This is a genomic window from Gemmatimonadaceae bacterium (assembly GCA_030647905.1).
GTDB lineage: Bacteria > Gemmatimonadota > Gemmatimonadetes > Gemmatimonadales > Gemmatimonadaceae > UBA4720.
The window spans coordinates 433,360-446,565 of record JAUSJA010000026.1; the positions used below are offsets into that span (position 1 = coordinate 433,360).

The following is a 13,206-nucleotide window of genomic DNA, read 5'->3' on the forward strand; positions in this document are numbered from 1 at the left end:
GAAGGTCCCTGTGGTCTCCTTCTGGTGGGGTATGCATGCGTCTGTCCCGTCCTTTCATTACAAGACGCTCCGTCGTACTTGCTGCGGCGCTTTTTGCGATCGGGGCGTGCACGGATTTCTCGTCGCCACCACCGTCGCTGGGCAAGGTGCTGGTTCAGCTGACGGACGAGACCAATGCCGGTGTTGGCGGAATCGCCGTAGATCTTCTGCTCAACGATCGCACGACAATCTGGCGCAGCCTTCGAACGAGCAGCAACGGAAGTGGCGAATTCGGAGCGTCCGATGGCGGCGTGATTCCACAGACGTATATCGTGAGGGTGCTACTCACCGGAGAGCAATACACTCTCGCTACGGGCGAAACGAACGACAAGCCGATACAGGTCGTCATCGGCCAGACTCAGACCGTGAACTTCAAGCTCGCCAAGCGCACGGTCGGCGGTCCTCCTGGCGCCTGACCGACCACTATTCGGTGTCCGCGCGCGCGGCCAACCCTGACGCACTCTTCACCGACTTGATGTTGACGAACTCGCGGATGCCGAACTCGCCAAGCTCGCGTCCGTAGCCGGAAGACTTTACGCCTCCGAAGGGCAGGCCCGCTTCGGAGGCGACCATCCCATTGATGAAGACCATCCCCGCCTCGATGTCGCGAATGAAATGCTCACGCTCGACGGCATCGGTGGTCCAGACGCTGGAGCCGAGCCCGAACCGGCTGCGGTTGGCGGTGGCGATCGCCTCGTCAATGTCCGACACGCGCCATACCGAGGCGACGGGACCGAAGAGTTCCTCGTCGTCTGCGGGGCTCGCGTGCGGTATGTCCACGAGAACCGTGGGCTCGTAGTAGAAGCCCGGCTGATCGATTCGCCGGCCGCCGCACAATGCGCGAGCGCCGAGGGAAATCGACTTCTCGACCTGAGTGGCGAGATCGTCGCGAATGTCCGATATGGCGAGCGGTCCGAGCTCGGTGGATGCGTCCATTGGATCGCCGATCTTCACCGCTTTGACCCCGGCGAGGAAGCGATCGAGGAAGCGATCGTAAATCGCGTCATGCACGATGAACCGCTTGGCGGCGATGCAGGACTGTCCGTTATTGATCATGCGCGCCTTGACCGCCGTCGCCGCGGCACTGTCTACATCGGCGCTCGGCATGACGATGAACGGATCGCTTCCTCCGAGCTCCAGCACCGTTTTCTTGAGAGCGCGTCCAGCCGTTTCAGCGACCGACCGTCCGGCGCTCTCGCTTCCGGTGATGGTGACAGCCGCGATGCGATGGTCTTCGATGATGGACGCGACGTCCTTCGAGCCGATGAGCAGCGTCTGGAACGCGCCGTCGGTGAACCCGGAGCGGCGAAGGATGTCTTCGATAGCCAGTGCGCACTGCGGCACGTTCGACGAGTGCTTGAGCAGGCCGACATTACCGGCCATCAATGCGGGTGCGGCGAAGCGGAACACCTGCCAGAACGGGAAATTCCACGGCATGATGGCGAGCACGGCGCCAAGGGGCTGGAAGTGCACCCGGCCTTCTCCCCCGGCGGTCGGGACATGGTAATCGGCGAGAAGCTGGGCGCCATTCTCCGCGTAGTAGAAGCACGCTGTCGCGCATTTCTCCGCTTCCGCGATCGCCGCCGTGATGGGCTTGCCCATCTCGAGAGTCATGAGGCGGCCGAGCTGTTCTTTCTCCGCCATCAGTATCTCGCCAGCGCGGCGGAGGGAGGCGGCGCGCTCCTCGAACGGCGTCAGGCGGTGGGTGGTGAACGCTCGCACCGCTTTGGCCAGGCAGGCGTCAATCTCGCCCGCGGTCAGGGGATCGAACGTCCTGAGAGTTTCACCAGTGGCCGGATTCAGCGTGGCGATCGGCATCTGTCACCTCATTGCAAAACGCCCGCGCTCGGGGCGCGGGCATCGTTCGTACACCGGGTTCCTACTGGTACTGAATGTAGACGGGCTTGGGTGTGACGCGGAGAAGCTCACCGGGCGTGAGCAGCGGCTCGCCCTTCTTCGTGTCGTTGTGATAGAAGAGCTTGAATCCGGTGAACTGGACGGGCTCCGCCTGCACGTATTCGCGATACGAGTCGAACTTGAGCCACGGCGCACCCCATCCGTCCATGTTGATCACGACCTGGACGCGCGGATCGAGCCGGATTCCCTTCGTATCGGTGAGCATCTTCCGCGTGAAGCGATGCACGATCAGGACCTTCGGTGGAAGACTGTTCGCCTTCACCAGGTTTGACAGGTAATTCACCGCCCAGTTCACGTCGGCTGAGCTCATCGTGCCAATCCTGTGGCCCGGCGGATCTCCCGACTTCATGGAGAACTCGGGGTCGAGCCCAAGGTGGACATTGGGACGCTTGAGGAATTGCTCGAGGCGCGGGACTTCTGCCTGCACATTGCTCTTTCCGACCTGAATGTCGAGGAAGAGAAGGGCGTTCTTCTTCTGGGTCCAGGAGTAGACTCGCTCGACGAGAGTGTCCGGCATGCGGAGTCGGTATTTGCCGTCACGTCCGGGAGCACCCTGGGCGACCACTACTATGAGGTGAAGCGCGGGCTGAACCGGAGTGGAAGGATCCGCGCGATTCCACGCGGCGATTTCCTTGTCGAGGCGGGCAAGCATCTCGTCGGGCGGCAGCTCACCCAGAATTCCCATCTTCTTCGACAGCGGATTCCCGTAATAGGCGACGATACGCTTTCCAGGAAGGATCGAGCCGGGAAGCGGTGCGGCGGTCTTCACTGGCCAGTGGGTATCCTTCATTCCCTTGCGGATGGCTGAAACGAGCGCGATGCTGTCGCGTTTGTTGCGACCGGGGACGGATGGAACCGTGATTGGAGCGGGCTTCACGCTATCGGCCGGCTTGGCCGTATCGGCTGCGACGCGTGAGGCCAGCGTGGCTGAATCCATCGCCACGACAGTCGCCACGACAGTGACCGGCTGCATCGCGGTATTGGCGGCCCCGGGAGGAACGGCCGGTTGCGCGTCGTTCATCGCGCAGGCGGCAAGTAGCGCGAGGCCGGCGATGCCCGGCGCGGAGTAACGAATCATCTGCATGCTGCTGAAGCTTGGTTGGAGAGTGGCCTCTAATACTAACCCACTCCCCTGTATAGGGCGGAGATCTCCGTGAATTCGCGTCCCGGCATCGCCAGATCAGGGGATCGCGGATTTTCTGTGCGACATATCCCTACAGATAAACGCCTGCGTCGCCGCAATCTTGCAGTGAGTAAAAGTGCATGACAGAGACCAATGGAGGATCCAGCCATGATGAACTCCGCACAGAACGCCCCTGAAGCGGGCCAGCTCGGCATCTATTACCCGCCGCCCAGGACACAGCCGTCGGGTCCACTGCTTGTCGCCACTGACGGAGGCGCGCCCTCCGATGCAGCGTTTCGCGCGGCGTTGGCGCTGAGGGAAAAGCTCAGTGCGGACGTCGAAGTGGTCGGCGTGGTCGAGCCGTTGCCGATGATCGTTCCCGAGGCGCAGGGATTGCTTCAACCGCTCGTCGTCACGCCGGAGCACATGACTGCGCTGAAGACCAAGGTCAGGACACAGCTCGACGACGCTGGAGTCGCCGGGAGCAAGTGGCCGATTACCGTTCTGTACGGACGCCCTGCCAGGGAGATCACTGACCTCGCCAGACAGAACCACTCGCAGCTCATCGTGATCGGGCTCACGCATCACGGCGTGATAGACAGGATCCTCGACGGAGAGACGGCGCTCGAGGTTCTGAGACAATCGGAAGTACCGGTACTCCTCGCTTCAGGGTTCGAGTCGCTTCCGCGTCAGGCCGTGTTCGCGGTGGACTTCAGCGCGCAGAGCATGAATGCGGCGCGAGCGGGCCTGCGCCTCGTCAGCGCCGATTGCTTCGTGAACCTTGTCCACGTTCGTCCCTCCGTCACTGTATTCGACGGCACCGGAATGTGGGAAGTGGAGTACGACAAGGCCGCTGAGCGTGAGCTGGAGAAATTCGCGGAAGCTCTTGCGGCACCGGCGGGAATCGAGACGAAACCGACGATTCTGCGCGGTCGGCCTGCCAACGCCATCGCCGATTTCGCGCGGAATGCAGGTGCGGATCTCATCGTCGCGGGAACTCGGGGAGCCGGACTCATGAGGAGAATCCTCGTCGGAAGCGTCGCCACCGGTCTCGTTCACAAGGCCACGACTTCGGTGCTGATCGTTCCGGACAGAGTGGGCGCCCGCACCGAGCGGATCGCGGACTCACTCCATGCCGACGCGGATCCGGCGACGCGCAGCGAATGGGCGGCGAAGCTCTCCGAATTCTCGAAGCGCAATGCTGCACGCCGCGCGACTCTCGAGATAGATGACCCCGCGATCGGCTCTCAATCAGAAGTCGTGGACTTCCCGTTCCTTGGCGCCGACTACGACAGGCAAAGCGGGAGGGTGGAGATCATGCTTGGTGAATTCACGGGGAGTGATCGCCATCTGACGCACAGCATGGAAAGGATTTCCTCCATTGACATCCTGAAGGACGAGACCGGAAAGGACATGGCGCTTCGCGTGGCGTATGAAGGTGGCCAGGCGCTGGTTCTGTTCGGCCGCGAAAACCGTTCAAAGCCGGTGGCGAAGGCGACTTGAAGCCAGTGCAGTTTGGGCCCGAGCTGGAAATCGTAGTCCGGCTCGCGATAGCGTCGCTGGTCGGGCTCGGCGTCGGACTCGAGCGTGAATGGTCGGGCCATGCGACAGGGCCGCGCGCGCGTTTCGCCGGGCTGAGGACGTTCTTTCTTCTCGGGCTGATTGGCGGGATCGCGGGGCTGCTGTTGAGTCAGTCGCACGAAGCCGTCGCGTCAGTGATCATAGCGGGAGCGATGGCGATGAGCGTCGGGGCCTATCTCATGTCGGTTCGCCGTCCGGAGATTGAGCTGGATGGCACCACTGAGGTGGCAGCTCTGGCTGTGGTGCTGCTCGGCACGCTGGCAGGCGACGGATTCCTCGCGATTTCCGCGGGCGCCGGTTCGCTCGTCGTTCTCGCGCTGAGCGAGAAGACGAAGCTGCACTGGGCCGTGCGCCGCGTGGGAGAAAACGAGCTTCGTGCGGCGCTTCAGTTCGCCGTACTCGCGCTCGTCGTGCTGCCGCTTCTTCCCGCCGGGCCATTCCTCGGTGCGCTCGAGGTAAGACCGCGCGCGTTGTGGATGATTGTGCTGCTGTTCTCGGGTCTGAATTTCGTCGGCTTTCTCGCCCGTCGCGCGCTCGGACCGGGCGCCGGGTACATACTCACAGGACTGGCAGGCGGCCTGGTTTCGTCCACTGCGGTCACTCTCGAGTTCTCGCGCGAGAGCAAGCGGAACGCGGCGATATCGCGATCGCTTGCGTTCGGAATCATCGGCGCGTGCACAGTGCTTATTCTGCGTGTGCTCATCGTCAGCGGTGCGCTCGACGTGGATGTCGCGCGAAGTCTTGTCTTATTCGTGGTACCGCCGTTTCTGCTGGGCGCGGGCATGCTTGCCTGGGCGTTGCGCCGCAGACATGAGGCGAACGGCGGGGAGGTTCTTCTCGCCGAGAGTCCGCTCAAGCTTGGCGCCGCGATCAGGATGGCTATCGCGTTCCAGATAGCGATAGTCCTTGTCACGGCTGTGCGGAGCCGCTGGGGAAGTGCGGGCGTTTATCCGGCTGCAGCAGCGCTCGGCTTGACCGACATGGATGCGTTGACTGTCTCGATGAGCAGGATGGGCGAATCTCTATCGCCCGGGATCGCAGCGCGAGCGATCGCGATCGGCATCATCGCGAACACGGTGCTCAAGCTCGGGCTCGTGTTGGGTCTCGGCAGTAGCGAGACACGGCGCATTGCCGGAATCGGGCTCGTGGCGCTGGCGCTGGCCAGCGGACTGGGTCTGCTGATTGCGTAACACTTTCCTGTATTTCAGGCCAAGGGATCAGGCTGCGATCGGAAGCGTGAAATAGAAAGTGCTCCCCGCGCCGGGCATGCTTTCGGCCCAGATGCGGCCGCCGTGCGCCTCGATGATTCCCTTGGTGATCGCGAGGCCCAGGCCTGCACCCTGCCGGTCGGTGCGGCTGGACCGCCAGAACCTGTCGAACGCGTGCGACAACTGCTCCGCCGTCATGCCCTGGCCGCGATCACTCACCGAGAACAAGAGGTCACCATCGAGGACCGCGACTCTCACGATGATTTCGCTTCCTGGCAGAGAGAACTTCACCGCGTTCCCGACGAGATTGGAGATGGCTTGCGCCACTCTCTCGCGATCGGCCATTACGAAGGGAAGATCGTTGGGCGCATTGAGGCGCAGGGTCAGCGATTTCTCCGCTGCCACCGGAGCCAGCGTTCGCAGCGCGTCGCTGAGGAGCTCTTCGGTGTTTTCCCGTGCTGTATCCACCTTGAGCTGTCCCGCTTCGACGCGTGTCACGTCGAGGAGATCGCGAATCAGCGTGTCCATCTGCTCCGCCGCCTGCCTGATGACGCTCGCGTATTCTGCGATATCAGGCGCCAGCGCTTCCTCGCGCTCGCGATCCAGCATCACGCCGGAGAGCATCCGGACCGCATTGACCGGATTCCGCAGATCGTGCGACACGATTCCGATTATGTCATCACGGGCGCGGACGCCGGCGTGCACGAGATCGTGAAGCCGCGCGTTGTCCATCGCCAGTGCGGCGCGTCGTCCGATTTCTTCGGCGAGGAAGACATCTGCCGCATCGTATGATCCGTGCTTGCGATAAAGACCCATGACACCGAGGAGCTGGCCGCGCGCATTGAGCGGGAGAACGATCGCCGCGGAAGGCGGCTTGTTGAAGATATCATTTGGCTCGTCGTCAATATCTCCAGACGCCGTCGTCGTACCTTCGGAACCGGCGATGATGAGCGGCGCCAGGGTGCGGATCACCCGTGCCACCGGGTGGTTGCTCGATGGGTCTATGGGATGCTCGGTGCGAATTCGTTCCAGCGCTATCGCCCGCTCGGGGTCCACGTGAGCCACCGCGGCCCCGTGAAAACGACCTCCACGATACACGTTGACCACGCACGCGTCCGCGAGATGCGGAACGACCAGGCGCGTGACATTGCGCAGGGTGTCCTCGGGCCCAAGGGACGACGCCAGCGCCTCTCCCGCTTCGGCGAGAAACCGCTGCGTCTCATGCGCGCGCCGACGCTCGGTGACGTCGCGCAGCACCACGGAATAGACTGGATTGCCTTCTGAGCCGAGGTGCGAGATCGCGGCTTCCGCCGGGAACTCCACGCCGTTCTTCCTCAACCCCAGGATCTGGCCGCGCTCGCCCATTCGTCGCGCGTGCACATCCGATCGACCGAACCTCTCCACGTGAGCAGCATGGGTCGCCCGGAATCGCTGCGGAATGAGCACCTCGAGCGGCTTTCCCATGATCTCCTCGGGCGCGTAGCCGAAGATCTCCCTGGCGCCGTCATTGAAGAAGATGATCACCTGTTGCTCGTCCACACAGATGATCGCGTCGGCGGAGATCGTGACGATCGCCGCGAGGATCGAATCGGTGATCGTTGCAGCCGGGGGGCCGTTCAGGGTTTCGGTCATCGGAGAGGAATTTATGCTCCGGGGTCTTGCGTGCTGCGGTGAGGCGTTCCGGTTGCCGAATCTGGCCACGAAACCCGAACCGGGGAATCCCCTACAGAACCTTCCACGCTCCGCCCGACAGAGCATGAGGAGCAGTTCGGGTAGGTTGGCTCATCGGCGGAAGAAGCCACGGTCACGGCGTTGATCGTCGAACAGATCGGTATCCGATGGAGGCAGCGATGAGTATGACAGTGGCACTCGGTGCGAGACGACGAGCTCGCGGATCCCTGATTGCGCGGATCGTCCGGGCAATTCTGGGCGTTCCGCTCGTTGGCAAGCTGATTGGCGCCAACGTCATCATCGTTGCCGCGGCAATCATCGTGCAGACCATCGCGTTCGACGGCAGGGACAACGCGGAGATGGTCGCGGTGCTCACGGCGCTCGCCGCCGCGTCAGTGGTGAACCTGATTCTGGTGCGTGTCGCGCTCAGCCCGGTAGCGGATCTTCAGCAACTCGCCGACCATGTCTCGGCTGGGGAGTTCGAAGCCCGGAACACGCCGTCGCTGTTCGCCGATGCGGGGCTCAAGCGCCTTGGCTCGACGATCAACGAACTTCTCGATTCGCTCGCCGCCGAGCGGAAGCGGATCCAGGATCTCGGCGCGGAGGTGGTTTACGCGCAGGATGCGGAACGCGCACGCATCTCGCGCGAGCTGCACGATTCGATCGCTCAGACACTGGCTGCGGCTCGATTTCAGCTTTCGGCGGCATCCACCGAGGCCTCGGGAGACATGAAGAATCGGCTCGCCGCGGCCAATGGTCTCATCGGTTCGGCGCTGGAGGAAGTGAAGAATGTCTCCTACTCGCTGCATCCGAGGGTGGCGGAGGATCTCGGGCTGGAGGCGGCGCTCGGAGCGCTGGCGCGGCAGGTCAGCGACCGGTCGGGCATAAAGGTGCACGTCAAGGCGTCGGTGACCGGCGCTCCTATCCCGGGCAACGTTTCGGCCACACTTTTCCGGGTGGCGCAGGAAGCACTGCGGAACATCGAGATGCACTCGCACGCGAAATACGCTACAGTCGAGGTGGTGGCGTGGGATGGCAGCATTCGCATCGAGGTCGCTGACGACGGGCGCGGATTCGATGCCGCCGCGGTAACCGCTTCCACCCGGGGATCAGGCCTTGCATCGATCAGGGACCGCATCACGCTTGCGGGAGGAAGTATGCAGATCGACAGCGTGCCTAACGGAGGAACACGAGTGATAGCCAAGCTGCAGACGAAGAAGGCGGCGTCATGACCGCGGACGTCATCAAGGTGATACTCGCCGACGATCACGCGGTCGTGAGAGCCGGGGTCAAGGCGGTGCTGGGCTCCGCGAAGGACATCCAGGTGATAGGTGAGGCGTCCAATGGACGCGAAGCCGTCGCACTTGCCGAGCGCGTTGACCCCGACGTGGTCGTGATGGATCTTTCGATGGGAGAGATGGACGGCATCGCCGCGACGCAGGAGATGGTGTCGAAGAACATCCGTGCGAAGATCCTGATCCTGACGATGCACGCCGAGGATGCCTATCTGGTGAAGGTCCTCGAGGCGGGGGCGAGCGGGTATCTGGTGAAAAGCGCCGCCGACCGGGAGCTGGTGGATGCGGTACGATCACTGGCGCATGGCGACATGTACATGCAGCCGACCGCGGTGCGTGCGTTGGCGCAGGGGATCAAGCGCAAGTCGGAGCATGCGGACGAGCGAGATCGCTACGAGAAGCTGACCGAGCGCGAGCGCGACGTGCTGCGCTATGTAGCCGGCGGATTCAGCGCTCCCGAGATCGGCGAAAAGCTGTTCATCAGCCCCAAGACCGTGGATACGTACAAGCAGCGGATCAACGAGAAGCTGGGGCTGTCGCATCGCTCAGACTATGTGGCATTCGCGTTGAAGCTCGGACTGCTCAGCCAGTAGCGAAGGTCGGCGACTGGATCCGCTTCTGGGTGGTGAATGCAAGGCCGTGATTGCGGCCGTGTATTGCGTGTGCCGGAGCCCAGCGAGCGTGTGATTGCGGCGAGTACCCCCATCATCGAGCTCGGCGATGCGGCCGCTCTCGAGGTGATCGCGGACGTTCTCTCTTCGGATGCCGTTCGCATTCACCCGGGAAATGCCGTCGAGATCGTGGAGTGGGGAGGTGATCACGCGCTCTCGGGAAGTGTCCGCGCGATAGAGCCATCGGCATTCACCCGCGTCTCCGCCCTGGGCGTAGATGAGCAACGTGTGAACGTCCTCGTGGATCTACTCGATCCTCCTCCATCGCTCGGCGATGGATTCAGAGTCGAGATCAGGGCGACGGTGTGGGAGTCGAGCGACGTTCTGACGATTCCGTCGAGCGCACTGTTCCAGCGCGGTGGGGGCTGGGCGGTGTTTGCGGTGGAGAACAAGCGCGCGCGGCTGCGAAGGGTCGAGATCGGCCATCGCACCGGCGCATCGGTCGAGATCACCAGCGGACTGAAGGCGGGGGAGCGGGTCGTTCTATTTCCATCCGACAAGGTGGACGACGGCTCGAGAGTGCGCTGAAAAAACTTCTGATGATCACCCGCCAGGGTCGGCGCAGTATTTGCCGGAATGTAGATGCTGACGTGCACTACCAGCACCTGGCTTGAGGAGAGACAAATGCTGACATACACGGAACTCGTGATGCTCGAGCGATCGCTGCATAACGCGCGCGTGCTGAGCGTCTACCTGGACGGTACGGCGGAGGACTTCGCGGCGCAGCGGGCATGGCGCGTGCAGCTCGAGAACTCGCTCAAGGACCTGCGCGCCTGGCTTGCGGATTCGTCGCACACCGAGCGTGAGCAGTTCGAACACTGCGTGACGCTCCTCGAGGAGCAGCTCGCTCCGTTGTCGCCTGGAGTCGGCGCGCGCGGGTGGGTGGCATTCATCACTCCCGAGGGGGTGCGAGTTGCCGAGCGTCTCCCCGTTCAAATGCCGACCATGGCGGTGTGGAGCACCGGGGCCTGCGTGGCGCCGTACATCCGTGCGCTCAAGCAGACGCGCCCGGTCGTCGTAGCGCTCGCCGACGCTCGGAAAGCGACATTGTATCGCTATGACCGGGAGGCGCTCGACAAGGTCAAGACGATCCACGCTCACGCAGTGCTCGGGCCGCCATTGCACATGGGCGATTCGCCGCGGGTTGGATTCCACCCCGGTGTACGAGGTACGACCGGGCGCGATGCGGCGCAGCGCGTGTTGTTGCAAGGTACCAACCGCATGCTCAAGGAGGTCTCCGACCAGGCGCTGCGGCTAGCCGGCACCGATGGCTGGATCCTCACCGGCGGCATTCCGGGCGTCAGTACACACCTCGCGCAGTCGCTTGCCGATTCGGCACCCGGTCGCGTGTTAGACCTCGAGTCTCTGGACGTCCATGCATCCGAGGCAGAAATAGCTGCGGCCGCGGAGCACGGCGCTTCCACACTCCGCGACGCCTCCGATCTGCGCCAGATAGAAGACATCATGGGAAATGCGAACGGGAGCGGCCTTGTCGCACTCGGACCAGCGGAAACACGCCATGCACTCGAGCAGTCACGGGTCCGCGATCTCTATCTGACGCATGCTTTCATCGAAGATCATGCCGCTGACGCGGAGGACGCGGTGCGCAAGGCGCTGGCTCAGGGCGCACTTGTAGAAGAGGTCTCGCGAGAGGCCGCCCGGCAGCTCGACGGCCACGGCGGCATGGCGGCACGGCTTCGCTATAGACTGCCGGACGTCGAGCCCCCCACACCGGAAGCCGAGATTGACGCTCGCTCCAGCGTCAGTCCGCAGGGAGCAACAGCGGTACCGACGTGAGGGCAATTCACCGTTCATAAACTTACCGACTCCCTGCTGAAAAAAATCAGCTCTGCACGGGGAAACCCGTGCAGAGCTGATCCTCGAGACTCTAGCCGGCTCAGAAAGCCACTGCCAGCCTGTCGTCCACCTGTGTCACTCCCGGTGCTGCCCACGCCGCGTTCTCGGCGTCACGGCGCTCGGCCCACGAGCGGACCTTGCCCTTGAGAATGACCTTGCTGTCGGTCGACTCGACGGTGATGTGGCTGGAGTCGATCTCTGCGCTTCGCTTGAATGCTTCGTGAATTTTCCGATTCACGTCGTACGAGGAGACTTTCTTCGGCTTCACCGCGATGAGGTTGGATACACTCTTCACGCCTGAGAGATACCGAACTGCACGCTCGGCGGCGGCGCGCTGGTACTGCCATTCCGCCTCGCCCTCGAGAATGATGCGTCCGTCCTCGACGCGAAGCTGCATCTTGTCATCGGGCACCTCGACGTCCCACTTGAGCGCATCCAAGGCCGCATGGGCGATCTCGGTGTCCGAATGAACGAATGAATTTGGCAGCTTGACATTCAGGTCTACGGCTACCGCCTTCACCCCGTGCACGCTCTCGGCCGCGCGCTCCGCTTCGAATTTTCTCGCGTAAGTCGTTACGTCGCCGCTCAGCGTCACTACACCATCCTTGACCGCCACTCCGACCTCTTCATTTCGGAGTGATGGCTGCCAGTTGAGCTCGGCGATCACGTCGCGTTGGAGCTCCTGGTCAGTTCGCATAGTCCCTCCCTGTGGACATACCTACAAGTATGAAAAGCGAGCGCCGATCTGTCTGTCAGCGGCCGGATGATTTCGTGTAGGGATTCCCCGGAATATCTGCGGCTTTTCAGTCTTGAGGTATCTGCGAACGAGTGTGTGCATTACCCTCGGTCAGAAGGTAGCGGGCACCCACTTCGAAGAGTCAACAGTACTCTCCCGTGCCTTGGGCGCAGGATGAACGACGAGCGTCGAGACCGCCGACTCCGTCATGATGCGATCGGAAACACTGCCGCTGGTCGCGCGGGCGAGCGAGCCGCGTCCCCGTGTCGCGATGGCCACGAGATCCATTTCCTCGGCCTCGGTAACGCTCAGAATCGTCTCGGCCACGTCGCTCGAAACCAGCACGCGGCGGGTGATCGCCACAGTCCTGTCGGGCGGAGACGTGAGCTGTGCATCGAGGTATTCCTGTGCCGCGGCTACGTCCCGCGCGCTCGCCGGCCCGATGGATGATTCGAGCTCGCCACGCGGGCGATGCAGCCAGGGCGCAACCACGAGCAGAAGCATCAGGGACGCGCCTTCGATCCTCGCGAGCGCGACGGCCGACGCGAGACTCTGCTCAGCGAGCGCGGACCCGTCGAGGGGGACGAGAATACGGCGAAGACCGTAGCCTTTCTCGAGCGCGGTCCCGACCGAAGGGGGACGCACGACGAGCACGGGGATTCCACTCTCGCGAATGAGCCCGTCGGCGACGCTGCCGAACCACATGCGGGCGAGTCCTCTGCGGGCATGGCTGCGCATCACGATGAGGTCCACGTTGTGGCGCCGGGCGTACCCAATCAGCGCGTCCACCACCGGGCCGTACTCGAGCGAGGCAGTGACGTTCACGGTGGAATGAGCGCGGCACTCGGCGGCGATGGCATAGAGATCGGCAAGCTCCGCGGACTGGAGCTGTTTCAGGCTCTCGCTCTCGATCGAAACGGCGTCGGGTCCCCCAAGGAAAACGGGAACCGTTGCAACGCGAACGAGGCGAAGCGTCGCGCCGCTGCGGGATGCGATGCGGAGGCCGTGCAGCACCGCCTCCCTCGAGAACGAAGACCCGTCAACGGGGACCATTACGTTACGGTACATGACTCCTCCCTTGAAGTCGAGGTTCCCCGGCGTCGGGCAT

At 63.1% G+C, this 13,206-nt stretch carries 12 protein-coding genes; 7 read left to right on the top strand and 5 right to left on the bottom strand.

Annotated features, from left to right (window positions below):
• The first annotated feature begins 35 nt into the window (after nucleotides 1-35).
• Nucleotides 36-455, top strand: a complete 420-nt coding sequence (locus Q7S20_08240) for a hypothetical protein (GenBank protein ID MDO8501819.1) — start codon at nucleotides 36-38, stop codon at nucleotides 453-455.
• Nucleotides 456-462: 7 nt separating this feature from the next.
• Here Q7S20_08240 and Q7S20_08245 read toward each other — a convergent pair whose 3' ends face one another.
• Both Q7S20_08245 and Q7S20_08250 read right to left on the bottom strand, forming a co-directional pair.
• Nucleotides 463-1,857, bottom strand: a complete 1,395-nt coding sequence (locus Q7S20_08245) for an NAD-dependent succinate-semialdehyde dehydrogenase (protein ID MDO8501820.1) — start codon at nucleotides 1,855-1,857, stop codon at nucleotides 463-465.
• Nucleotides 1,858-1,918: 61 nt separating this feature from the next.
• Complete coding sequence (locus Q7S20_08250; protein ID MDO8501821.1) at nucleotides 1,919-3,034, bottom strand: hypothetical protein; 1,116 nt, start codon at nucleotides 3,032-3,034, stop codon at nucleotides 1,919-1,921.
• Between the two features lie 213 nt (nucleotides 3,035-3,247).
• Here Q7S20_08250 and Q7S20_08255 point away from each other — a divergent pair, with 213 nt between their 5' ends.
• Nucleotides 3,248-4,582 carry a universal stress protein gene (locus Q7S20_08255; GenBank protein ID MDO8501822.1) on the top strand — a complete coding sequence of 445 codons (1,335 nt, stop codon included), beginning with the start codon at nucleotides 3,248-3,250 and terminating at the stop codon, nucleotides 4,580-4,582.
• Between the two features lie 5 nt (nucleotides 4,583-4,587).
• Nucleotides 4,588-5,850 (top strand): MgtC/SapB family protein, encoded by a 1,263-nt coding sequence (locus Q7S20_08260; GenBank protein ID MDO8501823.1) that lies wholly within the window; start codon nucleotides 4,588-4,590, stop codon nucleotides 5,848-5,850.
• Between the two features lie 27 nt (nucleotides 5,851-5,877).
• Here Q7S20_08260 and Q7S20_08265 read toward each other — a convergent pair whose 3' ends face one another.
• Nucleotides 5,878-7,500 carry an ATP-binding protein gene (locus tag Q7S20_08265; GenBank protein ID MDO8501824.1) on the bottom strand — a complete coding sequence of 541 codons (1,623 nt, stop codon included), beginning with the start codon at nucleotides 7,498-7,500 and terminating at the stop codon, nucleotides 5,878-5,880.
• A gap of 218 nt (nucleotides 7,501-7,718) precedes the next feature.
• Here Q7S20_08265 and Q7S20_08270 point away from each other — a divergent pair, with 218 nt between their 5' ends.
• The 4 genes from Q7S20_08270 (at nucleotide 7,719) to Q7S20_08285 (ending at nucleotide 11,302) form a co-directional block, all read left to right on the top strand.
• On the top strand, nucleotides 7,719-8,771 hold the full coding sequence (locus Q7S20_08270) for a sensor histidine kinase (protein MDO8501825.1): 1,053 nt from the start codon (nucleotides 7,719-7,721) through the stop codon (nucleotides 8,769-8,771).
• Complete coding sequence (locus tag Q7S20_08275) at nucleotides 8,768-9,427, top strand: response regulator transcription factor (protein ID MDO8501826.1); 660 nt, start codon at nucleotides 8,768-8,770, stop codon at nucleotides 9,425-9,427. The genes Q7S20_08270 and Q7S20_08275 overlap by 4 nt, the downstream gene beginning before the upstream one ends.
• Before the next feature lie 36 nt (nucleotides 9,428-9,463).
• Entirely contained in the window at nucleotides 9,464-10,033 is a 570-nt protein-coding gene (locus Q7S20_08280) for an HlyD family efflux transporter periplasmic adaptor subunit (GenBank protein MDO8501827.1), read from the top strand.
• Nucleotides 10,034-10,129: 96 nt separating this feature from the next.
• Entirely contained in the window at nucleotides 10,130-11,302 is a 1,173-nt protein-coding gene (locus tag Q7S20_08285; protein MDO8501828.1) for a hypothetical protein, read from the top strand.
• A 100-nt stretch (nucleotides 11,303-11,402) separates the two neighbouring features.
• Here the strand turns inward: Q7S20_08285 and Q7S20_08290 are convergent, their stop codons facing one another.
• Both Q7S20_08290 and Q7S20_08295 read right to left on the bottom strand, forming a co-directional pair.
• Entirely contained in the window at nucleotides 11,403-12,059 is a 657-nt protein-coding gene (locus tag Q7S20_08290) for a BON domain-containing protein (GenBank protein MDO8501829.1), read from the bottom strand.
• Between the two features lie 150 nt (nucleotides 12,060-12,209).
• Complete coding sequence (locus Q7S20_08295; protein MDO8501830.1) at nucleotides 12,210-13,166, bottom strand: universal stress protein; 957 nt, start codon at nucleotides 13,164-13,166, stop codon at nucleotides 12,210-12,212.
• Between the last annotated feature and the right edge of the window lie 40 nt (nucleotides 13,167-13,206).

Coding starts and splice junctions, on each gene's coding strand:
- Q7S20_08265 (MDO8501824.1), bottom strand. CDS start 7,500: ATGACCGAAACCCTGAACGGCCCCCCGGCTGCAACGATCACCGATTCG.
- Q7S20_08240 (MDO8501819.1), top strand. CDS start 36: ATGCGTCTGTCCCGTCCTTTCATTACAAGACGCTCCGTCGTACTTGCT.
- Q7S20_08285 (MDO8501828.1), top strand. CDS start 10,130: ATGCTGACATACACGGAACTCGTGATGCTCGAGCGATCGCTGCATAAC.
- Q7S20_08280 (MDO8501827.1), top strand. CDS start 9,464: ATGCAAGGCCGTGATTGCGGCCGTGTATTGCGTGTGCCGGAGCCCAGC.
- Q7S20_08270 (MDO8501825.1), top strand. CDS start 7,719: ATGAGTATGACAGTGGCACTCGGTGCGAGACGACGAGCTCGCGGATCC.
- Q7S20_08245 (MDO8501820.1), bottom strand. CDS start 1,857: ATGCCGATCGCCACGCTGAATCCGGCCACTGGTGAAACTCTCAGGACG.
- Q7S20_08290 (MDO8501829.1), bottom strand. CDS start 12,059: ATGCGAACTGACCAGGAGCTCCAACGCGACGTGATCGCCGAGCTCAAC.
- Q7S20_08250 (MDO8501821.1), bottom strand. CDS start 3,034: ATGATTCGTTACTCCGCGCCGGGCATCGCCGGCCTCGCGCTACTTGCC.
- Q7S20_08295 (MDO8501830.1), bottom strand. CDS start 13,166: ATGTACCGTAACGTAATGGTCCCCGTTGACGGGTCTTCGTTCTCGAGG.
- Q7S20_08255 (MDO8501822.1), top strand. CDS start 3,248: ATGATGAACTCCGCACAGAACGCCCCTGAAGCGGGCCAGCTCGGCATC.
- Q7S20_08275 (MDO8501826.1), top strand. CDS start 8,768: ATGACCGCGGACGTCATCAAGGTGATACTCGCCGACGATCACGCGGTC.